General features: G+C 66.6%; 23 protein-coding genes. 6 read left to right on the forward strand and 17 right to left on the reverse strand.

What is annotated here, in order from left to right:
- Positions 1 to 6: 6 nt before the first annotated feature.
- Positions 7 to 960 carry a UTP--glucose-1-phosphate uridylyltransferase gene (locus ACWETB_RS02020; RefSeq protein ID WP_452208926.1) on the reverse strand — a complete coding sequence of 318 codons (954 nt, stop codon included), beginning with the start codon at positions 958 to 960 and terminating at the stop codon, positions 7 to 9.
- Positions 961 to 1,034: 74 nt separating this feature from the next.
- Between ACWETB_RS02020 and ACWETB_RS02025 the strand changes: the two genes are divergently transcribed.
- Positions 1,035 to 1,619, forward strand: coding sequence for a 5-formyltetrahydrofolate cyclo-ligase (locus tag ACWETB_RS02025; RefSeq protein ID WP_449744272.1), 585 nt, complete (start codon positions 1,035 to 1,037; stop codon positions 1,617 to 1,619).
- A gap of 51 nt (positions 1,620 to 1,670) precedes the next feature.
- On the opposite strand, the gene ACWETB_RS02030 is transcribed toward ACWETB_RS02025, so the two are convergent.
- The 3 genes from ACWETB_RS02030 to nhaA form a co-directional block, all read right to left on the reverse strand.
- A complete protein-coding gene (locus ACWETB_RS02030) occupies positions 1,671 to 2,123 on the reverse strand; it encodes a hypothetical protein (RefSeq protein ID WP_449744271.1) in 453 nt (150 codons plus the stop codon).
- A 173-nt stretch (positions 2,124 to 2,296) separates the two neighbouring features.
- A complete protein-coding gene (locus ACWETB_RS02035) occupies positions 2,297 to 2,635 on the reverse strand; it encodes an FmdB family zinc ribbon protein (RefSeq protein ID WP_449744270.1) in 339 nt (112 codons plus the stop codon).
- Positions 2,636 to 2,742: 107 nt separating this feature from the next.
- Positions 2,743 to 4,101, reverse strand: a complete 1,359-nt coding sequence (gene nhaA, locus ACWETB_RS02040) for a Na+/H+ antiporter NhaA (protein WP_452209204.1) — start codon at positions 4,099 to 4,101, stop codon at positions 2,743 to 2,745.
- Positions 4,102 to 4,366: 265 nt separating this feature from the next.
- On the opposite strand from nhaA, the gene ACWETB_RS02045 reads away from it, so the two are divergent.
- From ACWETB_RS02045 to ACWETB_RS02055, 3 genes are all read left to right on the forward strand, one after another.
- Positions 4,367 to 5,023: an SAF domain-containing protein gene (locus ACWETB_RS02045; RefSeq protein ID WP_452208929.1), complete on the forward strand. Its 657-nt coding sequence runs from the start codon at positions 4,367 to 4,369 to the stop codon at positions 5,021 to 5,023.
- Between the two features lie 167 nt (positions 5,024 to 5,190).
- Positions 5,191 to 6,036 carry a large conductance mechanosensitive channel protein MscL gene (gene mscL / locus ACWETB_RS02050; protein WP_452209206.1) on the forward strand — a complete coding sequence of 282 codons (846 nt, stop codon included), beginning with the start codon at positions 5,191 to 5,193 and terminating at the stop codon, positions 6,034 to 6,036.
- 123 nt (positions 6,037 to 6,159) lie between these two features.
- Positions 6,160 to 6,612 carry a hypothetical protein gene (locus ACWETB_RS02055; protein ID WP_449744268.1) on the forward strand — a complete coding sequence of 151 codons (453 nt, stop codon included), beginning with the start codon at positions 6,160 to 6,162 and terminating at the stop codon, positions 6,610 to 6,612.
- A gap of 426 nt (positions 6,613 to 7,038) precedes the next feature.
- Here the strand turns inward: ACWETB_RS02055 and ACWETB_RS02060 are convergent, their stop codons facing one another.
- The 9 genes from ACWETB_RS02060 to ACWETB_RS02100 form a co-directional block, all read right to left on the reverse strand.
- The gene (locus tag ACWETB_RS02060; RefSeq protein WP_452208931.1) at positions 7,039 to 7,710 is read right to left on the reverse strand and encodes an MspA family porin; all 672 of its coding nucleotides are present in this window, start codon (positions 7,708 to 7,710) and stop codon (positions 7,039 to 7,041) included.
- 67 nt (positions 7,711 to 7,777) lie between these two features.
- Positions 7,778 to 8,437, reverse strand: a complete 660-nt coding sequence (locus tag ACWETB_RS02065; RefSeq protein WP_449744266.1) for an MspA family porin — start codon at positions 8,435 to 8,437, stop codon at positions 7,778 to 7,780.
- A 639-nt stretch (positions 8,438 to 9,076) separates the two neighbouring features.
- Positions 9,077 to 9,706, reverse strand: coding sequence for a MogA/MoaB family molybdenum cofactor biosynthesis protein (locus ACWETB_RS02070; protein WP_449744265.1), 630 nt, complete (start codon positions 9,704 to 9,706; stop codon positions 9,077 to 9,079).
- 87 nt (positions 9,707 to 9,793) lie between these two features.
- On the reverse strand, positions 9,794 to 11,374 hold the full coding sequence (locus ACWETB_RS02075; RefSeq protein WP_452208934.1) for a S1C family serine protease: 1,581 nt from the start codon (positions 11,372 to 11,374) through the stop codon (positions 9,794 to 9,796).
- A 153-nt stretch (positions 11,375 to 11,527) separates the two neighbouring features.
- Complete coding sequence (locus ACWETB_RS02080; RefSeq protein ID WP_452209208.1) at positions 11,528 to 12,946, reverse strand: HAMP domain-containing sensor histidine kinase; 1,419 nt, start codon at positions 12,944 to 12,946, stop codon at positions 11,528 to 11,530.
- Positions 12,947 to 13,119: 173 nt separating this feature from the next.
- Positions 13,120 to 13,806 carry a response regulator transcription factor gene (locus tag ACWETB_RS02085; RefSeq protein ID WP_452208936.1) on the reverse strand — a complete coding sequence of 229 codons (687 nt, stop codon included), beginning with the start codon at positions 13,804 to 13,806 and terminating at the stop codon, positions 13,120 to 13,122.
- 102 nt (positions 13,807 to 13,908) lie between these two features.
- Positions 13,909 to 14,286 carry a DUF2834 domain-containing protein gene (locus ACWETB_RS02090; RefSeq protein WP_452208938.1) on the reverse strand — a complete coding sequence of 126 codons (378 nt, stop codon included), beginning with the start codon at positions 14,284 to 14,286 and terminating at the stop codon, positions 13,909 to 13,911.
- Entirely contained in the window at positions 14,283 to 15,866 is a 1,584-nt protein-coding gene (locus ACWETB_RS02095; protein ID WP_452208940.1) for a 4Fe-4S binding protein, read from the reverse strand. Before ACWETB_RS02095 ends, ACWETB_RS02090 begins: the two co-directional genes overlap by 4 nt.
- Complete coding sequence (locus ACWETB_RS02100) at positions 15,866 to 16,828, reverse strand: AurF N-oxygenase family protein (protein ID WP_452208942.1); 963 nt, start codon at positions 16,826 to 16,828, stop codon at positions 15,866 to 15,868. The genes ACWETB_RS02095 and ACWETB_RS02100 overlap by 1 nt, the downstream gene beginning before the upstream one ends.
- A gap of 167 nt (positions 16,829 to 16,995) precedes the next feature.
- Here ACWETB_RS02100 and ACWETB_RS02105 point away from each other — a divergent pair, with 167 nt between their 5' ends.
- On the forward strand, positions 16,996 to 17,766 hold the full coding sequence (locus tag ACWETB_RS02105) for an SDR family oxidoreductase (protein WP_449744259.1): 771 nt from the start codon (positions 16,996 to 16,998) through the stop codon (positions 17,764 to 17,766).
- A 498-nt stretch (positions 17,767 to 18,264) separates the two neighbouring features.
- On the opposite strand, the gene ACWETB_RS02110 is transcribed toward ACWETB_RS02105, so the two are convergent.
- The 3 genes from ACWETB_RS02110 to ACWETB_RS02120 form a co-directional block, all read right to left on the reverse strand.
- Positions 18,265 to 18,903 (reverse strand): trimeric intracellular cation channel family protein, encoded by a 639-nt coding sequence (locus ACWETB_RS02110; RefSeq protein ID WP_348803011.1) that lies wholly within the window; start codon positions 18,901 to 18,903, stop codon positions 18,265 to 18,267.
- Positions 18,904 to 18,987: 84 nt separating this feature from the next.
- Positions 18,988 to 19,161: a 50S ribosomal protein L32 gene (gene rpmF / locus ACWETB_RS02115; protein WP_449744330.1), complete on the reverse strand. Its 174-nt coding sequence runs from the start codon at positions 19,159 to 19,161 to the stop codon at positions 18,988 to 18,990.
- Between the two features lie 150 nt (positions 19,162 to 19,311).
- Entirely contained in the window at positions 19,312 to 19,980 is a 669-nt protein-coding gene (locus ACWETB_RS02120; RefSeq protein WP_452208945.1) for a DUF4190 domain-containing protein, read from the reverse strand.
- Between the two features lie 148 nt (positions 19,981 to 20,128).
- Here ACWETB_RS02120 and ACWETB_RS02125 point away from each other — a divergent pair, with 148 nt between their 5' ends.
- Positions 20,129 to 21,061, forward strand: coding sequence for an AEC family transporter (locus tag ACWETB_RS02125; RefSeq protein WP_452208947.1), 933 nt, complete (start codon positions 20,129 to 20,131; stop codon positions 21,059 to 21,061).
- 23 nt (positions 21,062 to 21,084) lie between these two features.
- Here ACWETB_RS02125 and ACWETB_RS02130 read toward each other — a convergent pair whose 3' ends face one another.
- The gene (locus tag ACWETB_RS02130) at positions 21,085 to 22,590 is read right to left on the reverse strand and encodes an MFS transporter (RefSeq protein WP_449744256.1); all 1,506 of its coding nucleotides are present in this window, start codon (positions 22,588 to 22,590) and stop codon (positions 21,085 to 21,087) included.
- Between the last annotated feature and the right edge of the window lie 69 nt (positions 22,591 to 22,659).

Consider the following 22,659-nt stretch of genomic DNA (forward strand, 5'->3'; position numbering starts at 1 on the left):
CGACTGTCAGTCCTCGGCGAGCCGCTGGGTCAGCCACTCACGCAGGTCGGGGCCGTAGTCGTCGCGGTCGAGGGCGAAGTCGACGGCGGCCTTGAGGTAGCCGCCGGGGTTGCCGAGGTCATGACGGGTGCCGTGATGAACCACCACATGCACGGGCTCGCCCTCCTCGATGAGCAGGGCGATCGCGTCGGTCAGCTGCAGTTCGCCGCCGGCGCCGGGCTTGATGCGGCGCAACGCGTCGAAGATCTTGCGGTCGAGGATGTAGCGACCGGCCGCGGCCAGATTGGACGGCGCGTCCTGCGGTTCGGGCTTTTCGACCATGCCCTTGAGGCGTTTGACGTTCGGGTTGTTGGCGTCGGGCAGTTCCTCGACGTCGAAGACGCCGTAGGCGCTGATGCGGTCCGGCGGCACCTCGATGGCGCACAGCACCGACCCGCCGCGACGCTGCCGGGTGCGGGCCATCACCTCGAGGACCCCGCCGGGCAGCACCAGGTCGTCGGGCAGCAGCACCGCAATGGCGTCCTCGTCGTCGTCGAGGTAGTTCTCCACGCATCCCACGGCATGGCCGAGTCCCAGTGGCTTTTCCTGGACCACCGAGGCGACGTCGAGCAGCGACGGAGCCTTGCGCACCTTGGCGAGCATCGCGGCCTTGCCCCGCTTGGCCAGGGTGTTCTCCAGGACGAGGTCTTCGACGAAGTGCGCGACGACGCCGTCCTTACCCGGGGAGGTGACGATCAAGAGGCGCTCGGCGCCGGCGGACTTTGCTTCTTCGGCGACGAGTTCGATGCCCGGGGTGTCGACGACGGGCAGCAGTTCCTTGGGCACGGTCTTCGTCGCAGGCAGGAATCGGGTACCCAGACCGGCCGCCGGGACGACCGCGGTACGCGGGATCGGCGGGGTGTCCGGTACGTCGCTGTACTCGGGGAACTCGGTGGTCGAAGACTTCGTGCTGGCCGTCATGAAACCCACCCTAATGTTGGATGCTGGCAACCAGCCACAGGAGCAGTGTGAGATCACCGGGCGAAAGGTGTGAGGTGGACGCCACCAAGAAGCAGTTGCGGGAGAAGTTCGCCGCGCAGCGGGCGGCGATGTCGGCGGACGAGCGGGAAGAAGCCGCGGCACGGCTGGCTGCGCACATGACGGCCACACCGTTTGGACTGGATGAGCAGACGACCGTCGCGGCGTACGTGCCGGTGGGGACCGAACCGGGGTCGCTCGCCTACCTCGACGCACTCGTCCACACCGGCGCGACCGTGTTGCTGCCGGTCGTGCCGCCGGGAGATCCGCAACCGCTGGACTGGGTGCGGTACGCAGGTCCCGCGTCGTTGGAGCGTCGACGGTGGGGGCTGCTGGAACCGACCGGCCCGCACCTGGGTACCGATGCGATCCGGTCGGCATCGGCGATCTTCGTGCCCGCGCTGGCCGTCTCGAGGTCGGGGGTGCGGCTGGGCCGCGGTGCCGGATATTACGACCGCTCCATCGGAGCAGCGACGGCGGAACTGGTCGCCGTTGTCCACGACCACGAATTCGTCGACGAATTACCTGCCGATGCGTACGACGTCCTGATGAGGTGGGTGCTCACGCCGGGGGGTGGGTTTGTCGAAATCGAATCGCCATGAACAGAAATGCGCCCCCGACGAGAGCCGGGGGCGCATTTCGACAGAGGTCGGTCAGGAGATGACGATGCAGGTGCCGTCACTCAGGTTCTCGTTGGAGATGGCGAAGGTGCCGACCGTGAGCGCGTCGGTACTGGCTTCGCCTGCTCCCTGCTTTGCAGTGATCTTGTACGAACCAGCGCTTGTCGGCGTCCACGTGGTGCTGACGGTGGCACTTCCAACGGTTGGGGTCACGGGGGCGCCAAGAGACGTGGCCGCCGCACCGTTCTTCGAGACCGAGAATGCGACCTTATCCGTTTCAACCTGACTGTCGACCGTTGCCTCGACCGTGTAGCTGCACCCGGGGCCGTAGACACCTGCAGTCGAGCCATAACCCGACGGAGTGGTGACCTCGACCTTCGAAACAGCCGCCGACGCCGGCGCGGCCAAAGAAATTGCCATAACGCCGGCCCCGGCGATGGCTGCGGCCGCCCCTGCGAGGCGAACGCTGCGACGTGTCTTACCCATTGAAAATCTCCTTTGCGGAACTACCTTCCCCGACTGAAAGGGGTCTCGGTAGGAACCTAGCAAAGCACAAATCTGACGCAAGCCAGGTTAGAGTCTTTAGGAACTAACCCATCGACCAGACGACATGGTTCACCTCGACATTCACAACACTGCACGTGGATTTTCGTGAATGTTCACGCAGACGCCGGCGCGGCTGCCTTCTTGTCACCCGAGGACGACTTGTCACTCGAGGACGACTTCGATTCGCTGCTCGACGAACTGCTGCTCGACTCATTCGAGGCACTGGAGCTGCCGGCCGAGTCGCTCGACGAACTGCTCTCCGACGAGCTGGACCCGCCGCGGGAGTCGGTGCGGTAGAAGCCGCTGCCCTTGAAGACGATGCCGACGGAGTTGAACAGCTTGCGCAGGCGACCGGTGCACTGCGGGCACTCGGTGAGGGAGTCCTCGGAGAACGACTGAACGATGTCGAACTTGTTGTCGCACTCCGTGCACGCATACGAGTAAGTAGGCACCGCAAACCTCCGCCGGGAAACGTTATGACTGTCGCATAGTTTAACCGAAGTTGGCACTCCAGCATTCCGAGTGCCAACTTCGGCGTTCTGTGCAGGTCAGCGGCTGATCAGCCGCCGATGACCTCGATGTCGCGATCGGGGATGCCGTCACGGTTCATGTCCGGGCCACGGGCCTGCCGCGCATCCCAGCGCAGCAGCAGTGCCGCCACGCCCGCGGCGAGGACCGACCCGATCAGAATCGCCGCCTTCGCGGGTGCGGCGTGGGTGGCGTCGTCCTCGAACGACAGCTCCGCAATGAGGAGCGCGACAGTGAAGCCCACACCGGTGAGCATGCCGACCGGCACCAGGTCACGCAGGCCGATCGCTTCGGGTAGTCGCAGCGGCGTGAACCGCGTCATCACCGCGGTGGCGGTCAGCACGCCGACGATCTTGCCGATCATCAGGCCGGCGACGATGCCGATGGAGACCGGCTGAATCAGACTCCCCTCACCGCCGACGACGGAGACCCCGGCGGCGGCGAAGGCGAACACCGGCAACGCCACCGACGACGACCACGGCCGGATCGATTCCTCGAACAATTCTGTGCGACTGAGCTTTTCACCACGAATAGGTTTCGCGGGGACCACGAAGCCCAACAGCACACCGGCGACGGTGGCGTGCACCCCGGAGGCGTGCATGAATCCCCAGGCCACCAACGCGATCGGCAGCAGCAACCACCAGTGGGTGTGAGGGGCACGGACCGCGATCGCGAACACGACCACCACGATGATCGCGGCTCCGAGCATCAGCAGGTCGATGGTGTCGGTGTAGACGGTGGCGATCACGATGATGCCCAGCAGGTCGTCGACCACCGCGAGCGTCAGCAGGAAGGTGCGCAACGCCAGCGGCAGACCGCGTCCGCAGATCGCGAGGACCGCGAGCGCGAAGGCGATGTCTGTGGCCGTGGGGATCGCCCAGCCGTGCAGCGCCGACGAATCCCCGGACAGTCCGACGATCAGCAGGTAGATCGCGGCGGGGGTCATCATGCCGCCGACGGCAGCAGCGATGGGCACGCCGGCCAGGCGCATGTCACGCAAACTTCCGGCGACAAACTCATGCTTGAGTTCCACGCCGACGACGAAGAAGAAGATCGCCAGCAAACCGTCGGCGGCCCAATGGGCCAGGGACAGATGCAGATATAGCGCCCCGGGCCCGACCTCAATGGCCAGCAGGTCGTGGTAGGTGTCACGCCAGGGGGTGTTGGCCCAGATCACCGCGACAGCGGCGAAGGCGAGCAGCAGGATGCCGCTCGTCGTATCCAGCGCGAGTGTTCGGCGGAAGCGTTCTCGTCGATTCAGCGTGCGCCACCGTGCCTCACCTGTGTTCGGTGTGTCAGAACCGGTGGCGTCGGCGCCGGAATCGGCAGAGTACGGATCTGTCGAATCGGAATCGGGCAGGTCGATCGGTCCGGACCGGGGATTGATCATGGGACCTGTCACGGGCGGCTCCTGGTAGCTGGGATCGCACGGGGTGACGCTGCGATCGGGGTCATCGAGTAATGCATTCCCGCCCCGCGTTGTGGGGCGGAGCCGACCAGACTTCCCGGCACACCTGCCACCATTCTCCCAGTTCACTGCATGCCTCGTCCATTCGATCGGGTGACCTGTGCAGATGTCACCGCTTGGTGGCATCTGTCCACAGGCCTCCGCGCTCGCTGGTCCGTGGGCACCACGCCGGACCTACCGTGCCCGCATGCGGTTACCTCTGACCCGGACCCCGATGGGTCCTCGGCTACGCGATCGGGCCGCCCACGCGATGCGTCCGGGCTGGGCGCGATCGGTGGCGATCCGACGAATGGTGTCCCTGGTGTTGGTCGCTGCGGCTGTCACGGTGGGGATACAGGGTCAGCGGACCGAGACCCAGACGTCGGTGCTGGTGGCCGCGCATGATCTGGCACCCGGCCGCACGCTCGTCGCGGCCGATCTGCGCCAGCAGTCGGTGCCGGTCGATCTCGTCCCCAAGGGAGCGCTGCGGCTGTCCGCCGACGGTGAGGGGCACACCGTGACCGGCCCCATCGGCTCCGGTGAGATCGTCACCGGGTCGAGGTTGTTGTCGCCGCGGTTGCCCGTTCAGCTGACCGGTGACGCCGACGCGCGGCTGGTACCCGTTCGGCTCGCCGACGACACGGTGGCGTCGCTGGTGCGGGCCGGCGACGTCGTCGACGTGCTCGCCGCGGACACCGATGTGCTGGCCGGTGGTGCGATCGTGGCGGTGGTACCGAACACCGCCGGTGCGTCACCGGCGCGTGCGAGTGCCACTCCCCCGATCCTGCTCGCCATGGGCCGCGCCGCCGCACATCGTGTGGCCGGAGCGGGTCTGGATGTGCCGCTCGCGGTGGTGCTGCACTGAATCAACCCGGCGAAACTCCGGTGTCAATCGAACGCGCCCGCGATTCAGCCGGGCAGAATGCGTCGTCTCGTTTACGATCCTGGATAGAGTTCTCTCAAGTCCGTGCCCTCGTTGAGCACTACCGGCATGGATGCCCGGCACCAGTGATCAATCAGGAAGGACCGGAAGTGCTCAAGGGTTTCAAGGACTTCATACTCCGGGGCAACGTCGTCGAATTGGCCACCGCGGTCATCGTCGGCGCTGCCTTCACCGGGATCGTCACCGCCTTCACCAGCGGAATCATCAATCCCCTGCTGGCCGCGATTCCAACAGGATCGGATTCCTGCGGACAGACATCGACCGACCCGGATGCTGTCGCTGCTCCGGTGTCGGTATGTGGACTCGGATTCAAGATCACCGACAACGACGCCACATTCGTGGACTTCGGCTCACTGATCGCGGCGATCATCAACTTCCTGATCGTGGCCGCGGTGATCTACTTCATCATCATCGTGCCGTACAACAAGCTCGCGTCGCTGGGCAAGAAGCCCGACGAAGCCGAGGTCACCGAGATCGCGCTGCTCACCGAGATCCGCGACATCCTCGCTCCCGAGGACACCTCGTCGGCCAAGGAGCAGGCCCAGGCGATCTTGCCGCCACACCTTTCCGATCCCGGTGGTCCGCCGACCGGCGGTCTCCCCGAGGGCGTCGGCGACCCGAACAAGACCCAGGTGATCGAGACCAAGCGGGTTACACCGCCGCCGGCCTCGTTCTCGTCGGAGCCTGCACCGTACTCCGATCCTTCTCCGTCGGGTCCGTTGACGCCGCCCGGATCGACTCAGGGTGTGTCCTACCCCGGCGGCTCCGGCACGCCGACTCCGGCCCCAGGCAGTTACCCACCGCCCGGAAACTATCCGCCCACCGGGCAGCCGGCAAGCTACCCGCCGGGAACCTATCCCCCCGGCCAGGGATACCCCGGAGAGGAATTCCCCGGCGACTATCCGCCAGATGCACCCGGACGACACTCCCGCTGACACCAGCCACCCGACAGGCCCGCGTCACCTTGGTGACGCGGGCCTGTCGCTGTCTCCGGGCGTCGCTGTCTCCGGCCGTCATGGCCATCGACCTCATGGCACCGACCTCATGGCACCGATGGGGTGGCCGGCGAGACGGTTCCCGACGGCGTCACCGGGACAGACGGGGTGACCGTACCCGACGGAGTGACTGGCACGGCGGGGTTGAACGTAGGAGTGACCGGCACAGCCGGGGTGATCGTAGGAGTAACCGGCACAGCTGGAGTGACCGTGGGAGTGACCGGGACTGCGGGGTTGATCGTCGGTCTGACCGGCACCGCAGGAGTTACCGTCCCCGATGGCGTCACGGGGACCGCAGGCGACACTGTGCTCGTCGACGCTGAGCTCGTCGACGCGGGCGCGGTGACCGACGACGTGGGCGTCGCGGCGGCGTGGCCGTGTCCGACCATCGTAACTCCGAACAGCGCGGCGCCGGCAACGGCCACCCCAGCGATGCCGACAAGTATCGCGTTGCGACGGCGGCGGGAGTCCGGAGCGGTGGTGGGTGTCTCGCCGGAGGTGGGCCCCGGGTTCTGATTGCTGGTTGTTGTGATCATGGTGGTCGCTCCTTGCTGGCCGAATCTCTCTGAACACCATTGAGTTTCGTCGCGCAAGGATCGGTTCGGCATCGACCGGCCGGGGGATGCATCAGGGGAATCGACACTCCCCCAATCGGGGGATGCCCACCCCGGCAGCAATCGCACAGGAGGTAGAGACGTTGCCGCAAGGTGCGATTCGTAGCGTCTTTGGTGTCGACCGACTCCCTGTTGGTCGGCGCGGTCACGACGCTCGACCGCATCGTCGACACACGTGCCCTTTCCCTCTCACCTCAACGCGTGTCGACCACGAGAGCCGCCACAGGACACCCCTGCGCCCTGGTGTCGGCAACAGCAAAGGGCGGGAACCTCTTTCGAGGTTCCCGCCCTTCGTGGCGTGGAGGGATCGGTGATCCCCAGACAGCTATCAGCCGAGGCTGAACGGCTTTCCATACAGGGTCACGACGCCCTTGACGGCGTCGGTGTCGACGGTCACAGTGACCTTCGCCTTGGCCTCTGCGAATCCACCGCAGTTGCTGACCTTGAAGGTCTCGTCGCCATAGGCGACACCACCGGTGTTGCCGCTGAAGGTGTAGTCCGCCACCCCGTCATCATCGCTATCGGTGGTCTGGATGATCGGCACGTAACCGGCTTGGCCGGGCCCGAGTGAAAGCGTGGTGGATGCGCCGGCAGACGGTGTCGCGCTCGTGTCGAGTCCACCACTGGTGCTCGGGGCAGCCGAGCCCTCGACTCCACCATCAGCCCCCGCACCGAGGCCGATATTCACCTGGCAACCAACGATGTAACCGGCTGCGATCGTGCCGCCGGCGGCCTCGCCCCCGACGGTGACGCGGACCTTGCCCGACACCCAGACCTCGCGGACCAAGTTGAAGGACTCGACGATCGAGTTCTGGTACTTGGCGCTCTGACCGAACAGCTCGATCTTGACGGGCGTGCCGTCGACGAGATTCTTGACCAGGGTGGTGTTGGGCACCGGAGCTGCGGCAGCGTCACCCGTGCCGGTCGCGGTGATCGCCATCAACGCGGCGCCGGTGACACCGACGCCCGCCGCTACGCGACGTGTGATGATCTTGTTCATGATTCCCCTTCGTGGAAAGTAGATCTGCCCGGAGCAGATAAGTCTTCAGAGTGTGTTATCTGCTCGGTCAGCTGACGAAGAAGGGCTGGCCGTAAAGGGACGACTTGAGGAAGGTGCCCTCACCGGTGACGGTGTCGTCGTCGTCGCTGATGTCATATCCCTTGCCACCCACGGCCTGCGCGATGGTGCGAGCGGAGGCGTAGCCACCGCAGTTGGGGAACTCGATCTCGAAGTCGGAGAGCTGTACGTAGGCCTTCTTGCCGGACTCGAAATCCTTGCTGACGGAAACAGCCTGCACGGTTGCCTCACCCGGGGCGATGGGGAGGCTGATACCGCCGGAAACCGTCAGCGAAGGCGACGGAAGAATCGACAGCGTTCCACCGGTAGTGCCGGAGAACCCGCTCACGTCGATCTGGCAACCAGCCAGAACATAGATGGTCAGGGTGCCGTTGACACCCTCACTGCCCTCGGCAGAGAAGGTTCCCGACAGCAGGGCGGTGCGGCCGAGTCCGTTGGCGGCGACGCGGGCGACCGAGAACTGCGAGTTGCCTTTGCTGGTGGTCGTGATCTTCTCGCCCTCAAGACCGGTGACGGACTTGGATCCGTTCGCGAGCGGAGCCGCTGCCGCGTTCCCCGTTCCCATGCTTGCCAGACCGATCGCCGCCACGGCGGTGATGGCGCATGCCCCCGCAGCACGGCGCAGCCCAAGCTTGCTGAACTTGCTCATTCGTTCCCTCTCACAGGATTCGGTGTTATCTGAGAGTTGCACCCGCAATTCTCAGGTTGACCATTGGTGACTGACCCGCCGCACTCGTAATCGTTCCCCCCAGAAACACCAGGAGCCATTACATGTGGACGATGTGTGCCACCACAGCGGGCCGCGATTAGGCGCGTTCCGCAGGACTTGAACCGGCACGCCACGTCGGGCACCGGTGTCGTCCACGCGAACGCTATCTGAGAGGTCACGAAGAGGGCAACAGCTGGAATCAGCCGTGTCTCAGCATTGTTATTGGTGATCTCAAACCGGAAGTCGACCACGATGGAATCCGGAAATGTTAACGGAAGGAAAACTGGCTGAACCTGGCGTCGAGACGGGGCCGAACAATTACAGATAATGCGGCGGACGGTCCCTGTCGTACGACGAACGATCGGATTCACTGTGACTCAGATCACGTTCGTCGGAGGTAACGGTGGGCAGGTCGTCGCCGAAGATCGCGTCCAGATCACGACGCCTGCGCGCGGATCGACGCGACCCCCCGGAATTCCGGAGCGCCGACTGCTCCTCTGTCGTTGGCTCGGGATTCGGCTCCGGACCGTCAGATGCGGACACGCCTATATCCTTTCGCCGTTTGCCGACCCTAGCGGATCAGAAGTCGCTGATATTAGAAATCACATATTTTGCCAGCGGCGCGACGGTGGCCATACCGTCGCGCACCGCGGCCCGCGAATCGGCGATGTTGACCACCAGGGTCTGCCCTGAGATTCCCGCCAGGCCGCGCGAGAGCCCACCGTCGGTGGCGCCGGCCGCCAGCCCGGAACTGCGGACCGCCTCCTCGATGCCGCGCAGACGACGATCCAGGAGTGGTTCGGTGGCTTCGGGGGCCACGTCGCGCGCTCCCACGCCGACGCCACCCACCGACACCACCAGATCCACGCCGCCGATCACGGCGGTGTTCAGCGCGTTGCGGATCTCCACTTCGTCACCGGAGACGACGATCGTCGCGTCGACATGAAACCCGGCCTCCGCCAACAACTCGCCCACCAGCGGGCCGAGCGGGCTGTCGACCTCACCATGGGTGGCGCGGTCGTCGACGACCACCACCAGAGCACGCCCCACCTCGTCTCCGGTCGGTTCGTGCTCGGCACGCCCCTCGCGGGCAGCAGACGCACGCGCCGCAGCGTCGGCCGCGACCACGTCGGCGGGATCCAGATCAACGTCCAGATCAGCACCGTCCTCGGCGGGATCGACCACCTGAAAACCGGAGTTGCTCGTCATTGCCCTCGTCCTCTCCGGCGGTCGATAACCGCCCGTGCGCGCTGTGCTCTGCTGTGCTTCGTGCTCTGCTGCTTCGATTGTGCGTGCTCAGTTGGATTGCAGTGTGGCCAGGGTGACCTGTGCCGTCTTCGACTGGCCACCCGCCTGATAGGTGATGGTCACGGTGTCACCGGGGTTGTAGGAGCGCACCGCCGCCACCAGGGCGTCCCCGGAGGTGATGTTGCGGTCGCCGATCTTGGTGACGATCGCACCCTTGGGAATGCCCGCCTTGTCGGCCGGGCCATTCGCGGTCACCTCGGCGATCAGCGCGCCGGGGATGTCCGGGTCGGTACTGGGTCGGACAGTGACGCCGAGCCCGGCATGAGTGGCCTTCCCGGTGTCCCGGAGTTCGTTGGCGACGCGGATCGCCTGATCGATCGGGATCGCGAAGCCCAGACCGATGCTGCCGGTCTGTTGCTCCTGGCTGCCGCCGAGGGTGGCGATCGCGGTGTTGATACCGATCAGCGTGCCCTTCGCATTGACCAGGGCTCCACCCGAGTTACCCGGGTTGATCGCGGCGTCGGTCTGGATGGCGTCGATCACCGAGGTGGTCCCACCTTCCCGCGACGTCGACACCGGGCGATTCAGGGCGGAGATGATGCCGGTGGTCACCGTGCCCTCCAACCCAAGTGGCGCGCCGATGGCGATCACGTCCTGACCGACGGCCAGGTTCTTCGAGGTACCCACGTCGATCGGGGTGAGTCCGTCCTTGTCGACCTTGATGACCGCGATGTCGGAAATGGAGTCGGCGCCGAGAACCTTTGCGGTGGCCCGGGATCCGTCGTTGAAATTCACCACGACGTTGCTGGCGAGGCGGCCGTCGCTGCCACTGACGACGTGATTGTTGGTCATGATGGTGCCGTCATCGTCGAGCACCACACCCGACCCCTCACCCTGCTCGTTGCCGGCGGTGACATCGATGGACACCACCGACGGCAGCGTCTTGGCCGCCACCTCCTGCACCGACCCGGCCGGCGCCGGAGCGGGTTCGGTGTCCTGCGCATCCGGATCGCCGCCGAGCGGTTGCGAATTGGCGGTGTTGCTCGCCGAGTCGTCGCCGACACGTGAACCGACGTATCCGCCGATCCCACCGGCCACCAGCCCGACGACGAGGGCACCGCCGATCAGCCCGGCGACGAGTCCACCTCGCCCCTTCTTCTTCGGCTGGGACGGCTCACCGGCCGGCACCGGATCGCCGAATCCCGTCGGCGGCGGCGGTGTGGGCGGACCGGGTGGGGTCGACGGACCCGAGCCGGTCGTGCCGTACTCCGGCGGCACCCCACCGGAGGGAGGCTGCGCGCCGTAGGGCGAGGACGATCCGTAGCCGGGACCCCCGTAGCCGGAGCCCGGTGCACCGTAGGTCTGGGTCGGCGGTTCGTAGCCGGGCGCCGACGCACTCTGTCCGGGGTCGGCGGCCGAGGATGGGTCCGACGCCCCGTACGGGCTCGTCGACGGCGCGAAACCGGCCGTGCGTTCCCACGGCGCTCCCCCGTAGGCCGGGAACTGCCCACTGTCCGTCGCGTCGTCGCCGCCCGCGCCCTGGCCGTGTCGGCCCGACGTCGGCCACCCGGGTCCGCCCGGATTCTGCGCATCGTCGAAGGGTCCGCGCTTCGAACCTCCACCGGTCATCCTCGTCGTCCCCACATCTGCTTGTTCCTTACGTTTCTGCCTCGACGGCCCGGGCTGGACCGTGGGCGCCGCGCGGCCTGATTCGGCAGCGCAAACAACCCTAGGTGATGGATACCGCGAACCGCCGGTAGAACGGGGTTCGCGTCCACTGATCTAGTGACGAACCACCTGCGGGGAAGGTTCCACCGGCACCGGACGACCGGGCAGGGTCATTCGGATGAGTGCACCGCCGAGGTCGGATTGTTCGGCACGCACCGTGCCGCCGAGCCGGGTCACCACCTGACGAACGATCGCCAGCCCTAGACCCGATCCCGGCATGGATCGCGACTGAGTGGAGCGATAAAACCGCTCGAAGATGAGGTCGCGGTCCTCCTCGGGGATACCCGGGCCGGCGTCGGCGACGGTCAGTTCGGCCGTCGTCACCGTGATCTGGGTGAGGGTGACCACCACGGCGCGTCCGCGGGGCGACCATTTCGCGGCGTTGTCGAGCACGTTGAGCACCGCGCGCGCCAGGCCCTGCGGTTCGCCGAAGACGTACCAGTGGCTGACCTCGGTGGTGAATTCGACGTCGGCGCGGCGACGACGGACCCGTTCGAGAGCATTCTCGATCACCTCGGCGAGGTCGATCTCTTCGAGCACCACTTCCGGCGCATCCTCGCGGGCCAGATCGACGAGGTCACCGACGAGTGTGGACAGTTCCTCGATCTGGGCCATCACATCCGACCGCAGTTCCACCATGTCGGCCACCGGCACCGGCGGTGCCCCGGGTTCACTTGCCGCGATCAGCAATTCGAGGTTGGTGCGCAACGAGGTCAGCGGTGTGCGCAGTTCGTGGCCGGCGTCGGCCACCAATCTCGCCTGCTGGACCCGTGATTCGGCCAGGGCCCGCAGCATGGTGTTGAAACTCTCTGTCAGGCGCGCCAATTCATCGTTACCGGTGACCGGTATCGGCGTGAGGTCTTGGGTGCGGGCCACCCGTTCGGTGGCCCTGGTCAATCGGGCCACGGGTCTCAGCCCGGTGCGTCCCACCGTCATCCCGGCCAGGGCGGCCAGCGCGACGCCGCCGCAGCCGACGACGAGCATCACCCACGCCAGGCGTTTGAGGATGCGGTCGGTGTGTAGCAACGACTGCGCCAGCACCAGGGTGTTGCCGTCGTCGAGTTTGCGGGCCAGCACCCGCTGACCGTTCACCGTGCGCAGACTCTGATTGTTGGTGCCCGGGCTGTTGGTCGACTCCGCGATGGCCCGTTCGGTGTCCCCGAACGGGACGATGCCGATCCGCAGCGCCGAGCCGTCGGGCCGGACCAGGGCAATCGAGATGTTGGTGGAGAACACCGTTCCGGTGATCAGCGCGGTCGGGCGCTGATTGAGCGTCCCGAGCTTGGCGAGCAACGTCATGCCGTCGGCGCGGCTTTCCAGACCGGTGTCGATCTCGTTGTACATCGCCCGATAGACGACGAAGTAGGCGGCGCCGGCCATCAGGCTGACGGCGAGCAACACCACCGTCGCCGACAGCAACGTCACCCGGACCCGCAGCGACACGGTGCGGGTGAGGGTGAGCGGATCGCGCATCTCCGCGTCGTCCTTGCCCTTGCCTCCCGGCCGGAATCGACGCGGAGCAGCGGCACTCACACGATGTGCGCCGGTGATCTCCCCCGACGCGGCGGCGTCGGGTGGGGACACGGGCCGCGGCGTGACGCTGGGCGCGTGATCGGTGTTCACCATGGGATCGTCCGGGCCACCCACTACGGCGGGGTCTCTCGCAGAACGTATCCGACCCCGCGCACGGTGTGGATCAGCCGCGACTCGCCCTCGGCCTCGGTCTTGCGCCGCAGGTAGCCGACGTACACCTCAAGGGCGTTGCCCGACGTCGGGAAGTCATAACCCCACACCTCCTCGAGGATCCGGCTGCGGGAGAGCACCCGACGCGGGTTGGCCATCAGCATTTCCAGCAACGCGAACTCGGTGCGGGTGAGGCTGATCTGCCGTTCGGCGCGGTAGACGTCACGGGTCACCGGGTCCAGGGACAGATCGGCGAAGGTCAACGTCTCCGAATCGGCGCCGTCGTCCGGGGCGGCGCGACGCAGCAACGCCCGCAGCCGGGCGAGGAGCTCTTCCATCGCGAACGGTTTGGGGAGGTAGTCATCGGCTCCGGCGTCGAGCCCGGCGACCCGCTCGGACACCGAATCGCGGGCCGTCAGCACCAGGATCGGCAGGTCGTCGCCGGTGGAGCGGAGTCGGCGGCACACCTCGAGTCCGTCCAGACGCGGCATCATCACATCGAGGATGGCGACGTCGGGGCGTTCGGCGACGATCTTCTCCAGCGCCTCGATGCCGTCGCCCGCGGTGTCGACGGTGTATCCGTTGAACGTCAGCGATCGGCGTAACGACTCTCGGACAGCACGATCGTCGTCGACCACGAGTATGCGCATGTGTCTAGTTTTATCCACAACGTCTGAGATGTGGCTGAGCAACACCCCATGTCATCCGTGCAGGGTGTCGGGTACGGCGTCCGCGCCCGGCACCCGAGGTGCTCAACCTGCCAGCGCCCGTTCACGCGCCAACAGGAAGAACGGGATGGCCGTGGCGATCCCGACACCGAAGGTCAGTGCCACCGACGCCAGCCACCACCGCAGAATCCCCAACGAGCGTGCCTCGGCAAAGGCCCAGAGGTGGAAACCGACCACCACGAAGGCCAGGTCGACCATGGCGAACCGGCCGGGCGTCGACCGCAGGATGTCGCCGACGAAGAAGTCCTTCACCGAACCCGGGCCGTTCCTCCTGACGTAGGGCACAGCGATGGCGTTCTGAGTGATGAAGGCGGCCACGAACACCACGAGCAACGAACGTCGATACCACGCCGGGTGGACGCGCGGCGTGGTATCTCCTGCCGCACTCCCCGATACGGTCATCCCCGACGCCTCCCCGCCGCCCCGACCATGTCGGGGATGCGCGTGAACTTGACGCGTGGACGGCCTTGTTCTTGTCCTCGGCGACGCTCGATCCGGTCGATGGCCCGCATGCCGCGGTACCCGATGACGTGACGCGTCCGGGCCCGCAGCAGCTTGCCGAAGTCACCGGGTTCCCGGGCACTGCGCGGCAGCACACCGTTGGCCGCGTCGGAGATGAAGTCCTCCACCGTGTTCTGCGCGCACAACTTGTTCGCGCCGATGCCGCCGCTGGGGCCGCGCTTGGCCCAGCCGACGACGTATGCGCCGGGCATCACCGCACCGTGCTCGTCGAGCATGCGGCCCTCGTCGTTCGGGAAGACACCCCGCGTCTGGTCGAACGGCAACCCGGCGATGGGCACCGAGCGGTACCCGATGGAACGCACGGCGAGGTCGGCGGCAATGCGGTGGTCACGTGTACCGGTGGTGACGTCCACTCCCTCGACACCGGCGGCGCCGAGGATCGCGGTGGGCGCGCTGTGGAACAGGAATACGATGCGTCGCGTCGACGGGTCGGCCGGACCCGACAGATCCGGCAACGGGGCCTCCGGGTCGTCGTGGACGACCACCTCCACTCCCGGAATGGTGGACAGCGCACGGTATTCGGCCGAGGTGTAGGCGGCATGGGCCTGATCACGACGACCCAGCACGACGACCTCGTGAACGTTCTGCTGTTCCAGGATGTGCAGTGCGCGATCGGCGATGTCGGTGGTGGCCAACAACTCCGGCGGCGACACCAGGATGCGGGCGACGTCGAGCGCCACGTTGCCGGTGCCGACGATCACCGCGCGGCCCGATGCCGAGTCGTCGTGGCGGATCGGCGGGGCGACGTCCGCACCGGGCACCGCGTTGTACCACGCGACGAGTTCGGTGGCCGACGTCGAACCGGGCAGGTCTTCACCCGGAATGCCCAGGCGCCGTGACTCACTGGCGCCGACCGCGTAGAAGACGGCGTCGAAGTGCTCGGCGAGTTCGGCCGGCGTGATGTCGTTCGGGCCCTGTCCCACAGAGACATTGGTGGCCATCGTGACCCGCGGATCGCGGTAGAGCAGGTCGAAGCCGTGCAGCACGCCCTTGGTGCCGGGATGGTCGGGGGCGACGCCGGCGCGGACCAGTCCGCCGGGGGTGGGCAGCCGGTCGATGACGGTCACGTCGGCCTCGGTGCGATCGAGCAGAGTGCGCAACGCGTAGCCACCCGACGGCCCGGTCCCGACCAGTGCAACACGCAGTCCCGCAGGCAGTTTCGGGATGTCGGGGTAGGTGACGTCACTCCAGCCCGACGTCACGTCCGGGTTGTTCTTGTAGTAGTCGGCGTTGATGTCGAGGAAGACCTTGTCACGGGTGCCGAGCTTGTCGGCCGGGAAGATCGCGTCGACGGGGCAGGCGTCGGCGCAGGCACCGCAGTCGATGCAGGCCACCGGGTCGATGTGCAGAATGTCGGAGCTGCCGAAGCCGCGCTCTTCGGGGGTCGGGTGGATGCAGTTGACCGGGCAGACCGACACGCACGCCGCGTCGCTGCAGCAGGATTGAGTGATGACAAACATCAGAGCATGTTGGCTTTCCGGTAGTAGTACATCGCCGGACGGGTCAGCAGGCCGACCTCGTCGAGGAACTCCATCAGGTGCGCACAGCTGCTGCGGATCATCGAGTGGAAGTGCGAGTTGGCGTTCTTCTCGGCCACGGCGCGGTCGGCGTCGAGGCCGGCATCGACAAACGCCTGGCGCTGAACCAGATTCGACACGATGGTGTAGGCGCCGATAGAGATGTAGAGGGCGCTGAAGGCGCGTCGCGCGCGGCCGACACCCTCGAGGGCGTCACGGACTTCCTGGCGCGCGAACTTCATGTGACGGGACTCTTCGAGGACGTGGATCTCGTTGACGGTCCGGATGAACGGGAGCACCCGATCGTCGCGCATGCACCCGCGCTGGAACACGTCGAGCACCTCTTCGGCCACGAGTATGCCGGCGTAGGCGACCTCGTTCTTGGCGGTGGCCTTGAAGAGCTTGCCCAGTCGGCCAACAAACTTCGACGGACGATAGGAGGTGCCGACCATCTTCTCGCTGGCCTTGGCGAACATGATGGAGTGGCGGCATTCGTCGGCGATCTCGGTGAGCGCGAACTGGAACTCGGGGCTGTGGTATTCGCCGAGGTACTGGTCGCGGATGACCATCTCCTGCAGGATCATCTCGAACCAGATGCCGATGTTCATGATCGACGCGAACTCGTGGCGGGTCACCGAGATGCGCTGCTCCTCGGTGAGTTCGTCCCAGTACGCGGTGCCGTAGAGCGACGACCATTCCGGGCTGCACCCGTACTTGGTGGGGTCCATCGGGAGGTCCCAGTCGATCTCGGTCATGGCGTTGCGCGAAAGACGGGCGGCCGACGCCAGCAGCCGGGCCGACACCTCGTCGGTGTCCTGATCCTGCATGCTCACCACGACCGCATCCTGCTCGTCGCGGTCGCGGTTGTCGTGATCATGTGCGGCGTGTTCCATTGCGGCGGTCATATCGCGTGCCTCCGAATCATTTAAGTTGATGACAACAGACGTTGTCTTATCAACGCTTGTTGTCAAGATAGCAGGGCTGTGTGACGGAGTAAACAGACACGGACATATACTCGTGAGTAAGTTCTGCGGAGCGAAGCATCTATGCAGTTCAGACGCTAGGAGAGCGCATGTCATCGATCTTCATCACCGGCGGTGCGGCCGGTATCGGGCTGGCCACGGCCGAGCGATTTGAGCGGGCCGGCTGGACCGTCGGGATCTACGACGTCAATCAGGACGCCGTCGACAAGGTCAAGGCCAATCACCCCGACTTCATCACCGGGGTGATCGACGTCCGCGAGCCCGAGCAGTGGCAACAGGCATTGGCCGAGTTCACCTCGCACACCGACGGAACCCTCGACGTGCTCGACAACAACGCCGGCGTGCTGGTGGCCGGTCGCCTCGACGAGATCTCCCCCGCCGCGATCCGCGCGCAGATCGACATCGACGCCCTCGGCGTGACCCTCGGTGCACAGGCCGCCTACCCCTACCTCAAGGCCACCCCGGGCGCCCACCTGGTGAACATCGCCTCGGCGTCGGCGATCTACGGCCAGCCGGGCATCGCCACCTACAGTGCCGCGAAGTTCTACGTCGCCGGGCTGACCGAGGCACTCGAGCTGGAGTGGGAGCCCGACGACATCCGCGTCGTCAGTATCTGGCCGCTGTGGGCCAAGACCGCCCTCGCCGACAACGACGCCAAGACCACCAAGACCCTCGGCGTGCACATCACCCCAGAACAGGTGGCCGACAAGGTCTTCGAATCGGTGCATCCCAACCGCGTCGATCGGCTACTGCATCGCACCAGCTACTCGGTGGGCACCCAGACCCTGGTGCTGGGCAACGCCGCCAAGTTCATCCCGAACGTCGTCAACCGGACCGTCAACAAGTTCCTGGCCCAGTAGTTCTCGTCCCTCGTCGCCGATCCGCCGTTGAACGCACGCCTGCGTGACGCTCCCGGCGCCCGTCCCCACCGACGGCGCGGCGTGCGCCGGGGTCACCGACACGACCGCGATCCCGATCCCCAGCTACAACACGACGACGGCGACATGACCCGACCCACGACGCCCCGACCCATCTCGCTCGCCATGCATGGCAACGACAGGGAAGGCCGGGAAGCGTGTTGATCGTCCGATTCACTCGCGCAGAATGAAACCGGCCCCGGCTGACAGCGCTCTCCTCGACGTTGACGGCGCTCACCTCGACGTTCACAGCACTCGCCTTCCGTCGGTCGAGACGCCCTTCCGCCGGTCGAGACAGTCGAGACCCCTCCACACGACGCCGTTGGGCCGGAACCAGCAGCTTTACAGGAGGTCTTGAGGCTCGTCGCCGGCGCTCCTCACACCTCGACCTGCGGGTTGGTGGGCAGAGCCGGCCGGCGGGAGCCGGCGAGCGGGCGGTCGTCAGGGCCGGCGGCGCCTCGGCCACCGGACGATGTTAGGGGCGGTGGGCAGTCGCCATCGCCACGCCAGCCCGGCCAGACGCAGGGCGGTGGCGGTGATCGCCGAAACGATGAGGACGAGGTTGTGAAACTGTGGCAGCCATGTCTCGCCGGCCACGTACAGGCACGCGCCCACCAGCGCGGGCACCGCGTAGAGGTCGGCCGGCTGGAGCAGCAGCGGGATCTCGTTGGCGAGAGCGTCACGCAGGACTCCGCCGCCGATCGCGGTCAGCATTCCGACCAGGATCGCCGCGAATACGCTGGCGTCGACGTCGAGTGCAATGCCGGCGCCCGTCGTCGCGAACAGACCCATACCGAAGGCGTCGAGCACCAGGATCGTGCGTCGGAGTTCGGCGAAGGCGGGGTGAAAGAAGAACACGACGAGACTCGCGATGACCGCGGTGAGGATCGGTGGCCAGTTCTGCACGGCCGTCGGCGGGGTGATGCCGAGCAGCACGTCGCGCAGGATGCCACCACCCACGCCGGTGAGCACGCCGACGGTGAGGATGCCCCAGAGGTCGAAATCCTTGCGGACACCGAGGAGTGCGCCCGACGCGGCGAACACCGCGATGCCGGCGATGTTGAGTATCTCGAGAAGCATGGGAAGCCTACGACCAAACAAAACGACCGCCCCGGTTTCCCGGAGCGGTCGTGGTGTCAGTGACCGGTGACCGGTCGGCCCAACTCAGCGGCGGTCGAGATCGATGATCCCGGCCTGCGCGGCCTTGGCGTAGCGGCGCGGGATGCGCTGCGCAACGCCGGCGACCTTCACCTCTTGGAGTGCGGGGTTCTCCGCCTTCCACTGCGAACGACGGGTACGGGTGTTCGCCCGCGACATCCGGCGCTTCGGTACAGCCATGATCGTGCCCTTCTCTACGTGGTCTCGCCGACCATCCGCTCCGCGAAGGGGATGGTTGCTCTTGGTCAGCGCGTCGGCGGCCATGGGGCGCGACACGCAACCCGACCAGACTACAGGCCGGATGGGTCGGGATCCAAAACGGCCGGGACCTCAGTAACCGGAGGACGCGACCAACAGGATCGCGAACACGTACCAGAGCACCGTAACGACCAGCCCGAGCAGGTTGAGTGCACCGATGACGATGCCCGCGATCGCCATCCCGTCACCGTCTTCGGCGCCCTGGGACTCCCGGATCTGTTTGCGGCCGATCAGCCCGAAGATGATGCCCAACCAGCCCAGACACATGAACGCTCCGATGATGGACACCACCAGCGCGGCCGTTGCCATGCCGTTGGTCCTGCGTGCCGGCGCGCCGACGACCAGGGGTGTCACATAGACCGGCTGCCCGTACACGGGAACCCCGATCGGCGGCGGCGCCGACGGTGTGCCGTAGGTGGGCAGCGGCGGTTGCGGCGCGCCGTACACCGGTGGCGGCGTGGCCGCGGCGGGCGGTGGCAGCGGCGGGAGGGCCGGTGGCGCAGGTGGACGGGGCGGCTGCGGCGGCAGCGACGGTGTCGGCGCCGACACCGGATTGAGCCGGGTCGGCTGCCACTGCGACGAGTCAGCACTCGGCGGCGTTGACGATCCGTGCGAGGACGACCCCGGCGACGACTTCTTGGAGAAGTCGATACTCGGCCGCGGCGCGATGGTCGTCTTCTCGCTCTCGGCGGGGTCGAACGGACCCGATCCCGGCACGGGATTGTCGGTCGGTTCGGGCATGGAACGGCCTCCCTGCGTCACTGTCACACGTCGTGTGTGCGCGCCCAGCGTAACCAGCACCCGGCGTCTCGCAAGCGTCGGAACGGTCCGATTCATCCGAACGCACGCGTTGCGTCCGGCCCGGACTGGCGGTCATAGACTCACTCGAGTGTCAGGAGTCGTGTCCGGTTTCACCGCCATCTTCATCATGGTCGGCGTCGGCTTCCTCCTCGGCCGCACCGGCGCGCTGGGCGAGCACGCCCACGAGGTGCTCTCCCGACTGGTCTTCTTCGTGTCGACGCCTGCGTTGCTGTTCTACTCGCTGGTCACCACCGATCTGTCGACCATCTTCTCCGCAACCCTGGTCATCGCGGGTGCCTCGGCGCTCGCAGTGGGCGCACTCTACGCGGTCGTCGCCAAACTGATCCTGCGTCGCGACACCCCCGAACTGGTGATCGGCGCGCTCGCGTCGTCGTATGTCAACAGCGTGAACCTCGGAGTCCCGATCGCGATCTTCGTGCTCGACGACGCCTCGTTCATCGCGCCCCTGCTGTTGTTCCAGATCCTGATCTACTCGCCGATCGCGCTCGCGGCACTGGACATGACGGCCCTCGAACGCGGTACCGGGCACCCGTTCCGTGACGCGGTGGTGTTGCCGCTGACCAACCCGATCGTCATCGGTGGGCTCGCCGGCGTCGTCATCTCGGCACTCGGATGGCACCTGCCGCAGGCGGTTCTGGAACCGCTCAAGATGCTCGGCAACATGTCGGTGCCGGGTGCGTTGCTGGCGTTCGGTCTGTCGTTGACGGGCGCGGCGATCTTCAGGAAGGGTGAGAGTCCGCGTCGCGACATCGTGCTGGCCACGGTCCTCAAGATGGTGGCGATGCCCCTGCTGGTCTATGTGATCGCCCGCTGGGGTTTCCATCAATCCGGTCACCAGTTGTTCGCCCAGACCGTCATCGCCGCCCTGCCGACCGCACAGAACGTCGTGGTGTACGCCACCCGCTATCGACGAGGCCAGATCCTGGCCCGCGACACCGCGCTGATCACCACCCTGGCCTCGATCCCGGCCATCGCGATCATCGCGTGGCTGTTGGCCTGAGCCGCCGCCGACCGACCGTCGCGTCAGTCGACGTCGACCGAGGCGGTGGCGAACTCGCCCGCCGCCCCGAGGGCGATCTCCTCCTCGCGCTGATGGGCCGTCAGTTGATGAGCCGCATGCCGTGGGATGGCGAACGCCGCCAGCAACGCTGCGAGAGCGAACGCGCCCGCCCCCAGCAGGAACGCCACCCGGTAGGCGTTCTCGGTGGGCAGTGATACCGACACCGGCCCCATCGAGTGGACGGCGACCTCGGCGGCCAGCACCGTGATGATGACGGCACTGCCGACCGCCCCGCCGACGGTCCGCATGATCGAGTTGATCGAGTTGGCGATGCCGGTTTCGTGTGGTTCGACGTTGCCGACCAGCAGCGCGGGCATCGCCGCATACGCCGCCGCGACCGCGACGTTGGCGATCACCAGCCCGACGATCATCTCGCCGGTGTTGGCGTGCAGGAAGGTCAGCAGCAGCATCCCGATGATGCCGACGACCGCGGCGACCAGCAGCACCACGCGCGGACCACGCCGGGCCACCGCCGCACCGGCGACGGGTCCGACCAGGATCGAGACCACCGCGCCGGGAAGCATGAACACCACGCTGGTCGTCAGCACCGACGCACCGAATCCGTATCCGGCGATCGCGTCGGGGGTCTGCACGAAGTAGGTGGCGCCGAGGAACACACTGAACATGGCGAATCCGACGCACAGCGAGGCGGTGTTGGTGGCGAGCACCGCGCGCCGGGTCAGCAGGTCCACCGACACCAGCGGAGAACGCTTGCGCGACTGCAGAATCCAGAAGCCAACCAGGACGACGACGGCCGCGAGGTAGAGGCCGATGACGCGGGCCGAACCCCAGCCCCAATCGTGGCCCTGCGACGTCGGCAGCAGCAGACACACCAGCCCGACGGCCAGGACCAGGGCACCGACGTAGTCGACACTGCCACCGGCGCCTCGACGATCCGGAACCGCGAACACCATCATCACCAGCACGATCGCCGTCATCGCGACGCACAGCCAGAAGATCCGCCGGTAGTCGGCGTCGTCGCGGGTCAGCAGTCCGGTGGCGACCAGCGCCAGACCACTGCCCACCCCGAGTGCCGAGGCGGTGATCGCCATGGCACCGGTGAGGCGTTGGTGGGGTAGTTCGTGCCGGAGCACGCTGATCGCGAGCGGGAACAGGCCGAAGCTCGCGCCCTGCAACACCCGCGCGACGATCAGTACTCCGATCGAATGGGTCAGTGCCGCAAGCAGACTGCCGACCAAGGTGATCACCAGCGCGATCAGGATGATGCGCTTGTGGCCGTAGACGTCACCGAGACGTCCGAGCAGCGGCGTCAGCGCCGACGCCGAGAGCATCGTCGCGGTCGTCACCCATCCGACCGTCGTCAACGAGACGCCGAGTTGCTCTCCGATCTGGGGGAGCACCGGCACCGCGAGGGTCTGGATCATCGCGAGGAGCAGCACCGACGACGCGGCGGCGACGAGGATCAGCGTCGGCGACGACGCCCTCGTGGAGGTCTGAGATGCGGTCATGACGACCACCATAAGGCGGAAGTCGACACTGTGTCGATTCGAGTCGACACCGTGTCTGTTTTGGGTGGG

It is taken from the genome of Gordonia sp. NPDC003950, from assembly GCF_053605205.1.

What these genes read in the sequence shown, in the direction of transcription:
- ACWETB_RS02070 (WP_449744265.1), bottom strand. Translation starts at nt 9,706, where the DNA reads ATGACGAGCAACTCCGGTTTTCAGGTGGTCGATCCCGCCGAGGACGGT.
- ACWETB_RS02065 (WP_449744266.1), bottom strand. Translation starts at nt 8,437, where the DNA reads ATGAGCAAGTTCAGCAAGCTTGGGCTGCGCCGTGCTGCGGGGGCATGC.
- ACWETB_RS02020 (WP_452208926.1), bottom strand. Translation starts at nt 960, where the DNA reads ATGACGGCCAGCACGAAGTCTTCGACCACCGAGTTCCCCGAGTACAGC.
- ACWETB_RS02095 (WP_452208940.1), bottom strand. Translation starts at nt 15,866, where the DNA reads ATGTTTGTCATCACTCAATCCTGCTGCAGCGACGCGGCGTGCGTGTCG.
- ACWETB_RS02100 (WP_452208942.1), bottom strand. Translation starts at nt 16,828, where the DNA reads ATGACCGCCGCAATGGAACACGCCGCACATGATCACGACAACCGCGAC.
- nhaA (WP_452209204.1), bottom strand. Translation starts at nt 4,101, where the DNA reads ATGATCAATCCCCGGTCCGGACCGATCGACCTGCCCGATTCCGATTCG.
- ACWETB_RS02130 (WP_449744256.1), bottom strand. Translation starts at nt 22,590, where the DNA reads ATGACCGCATCTCAGACCTCCACGAGGGCGTCGTCGCCGACGCTGATC.
- ACWETB_RS02060 (WP_452208931.1), bottom strand. Translation starts at nt 7,710, where the DNA reads ATGAACAAGATCATCACACGTCGCGTAGCGGCGGGCGTCGGTGTCACC.
- ACWETB_RS02110 (WP_348803011.1), bottom strand. Translation starts at nt 18,903, where the DNA reads ATGCTTCTCGAGATACTCAACATCGCCGGCATCGCGGTGTTCGCCGCG.
- ACWETB_RS02080 (WP_452209208.1), bottom strand. Translation starts at nt 12,946, where the DNA reads ATGCGCGATCCGCTCACCCTCACCCGCACCGTGTCGCTGCGGGTCCGG.
- ACWETB_RS02045 (WP_452208929.1), top strand. Translation starts at nt 4,367, where the DNA reads ATGCGGTTACCTCTGACCCGGACCCCGATGGGTCCTCGGCTACGCGAT.
- rpmF (WP_449744330.1), bottom strand. Translation starts at nt 19,161, where the DNA reads ATGGCTGTACCGAAGCGCCGGATGTCGCGGGCGAACACCCGTACCCGT.
- ACWETB_RS02085 (WP_452208936.1), bottom strand. Translation starts at nt 13,806, where the DNA reads ATGCGCATACTCGTGGTCGACGACGATCGTGCTGTCCGAGAGTCGTTA.
- ACWETB_RS02105 (WP_449744259.1), top strand. Translation starts at nt 16,996, where the DNA reads ATGTCATCGATCTTCATCACCGGCGGTGCGGCCGGTATCGGGCTGGCC.
- ACWETB_RS02120 (WP_452208945.1), bottom strand. Translation starts at nt 19,980, where the DNA reads ATGCCCGAACCGACCGACAATCCCGTGCCGGGATCGGGTCCGTTCGAC.
- ACWETB_RS02075 (WP_452208934.1), bottom strand. Translation starts at nt 11,374, where the DNA reads ATGACCGGTGGAGGTTCGAAGCGCGGACCCTTCGACGATGCGCAGAAT.
- ACWETB_RS02090 (WP_452208938.1), bottom strand. Translation starts at nt 14,286, where the DNA reads ATGACCGTATCGGGGAGTGCGGCAGGAGATACCACGCCGCGCGTCCAC.
- ACWETB_RS02030 (WP_449744271.1), bottom strand. Translation starts at nt 2,123, where the DNA reads ATGGGTAAGACACGTCGCAGCGTTCGCCTCGCAGGGGCGGCCGCAGCC.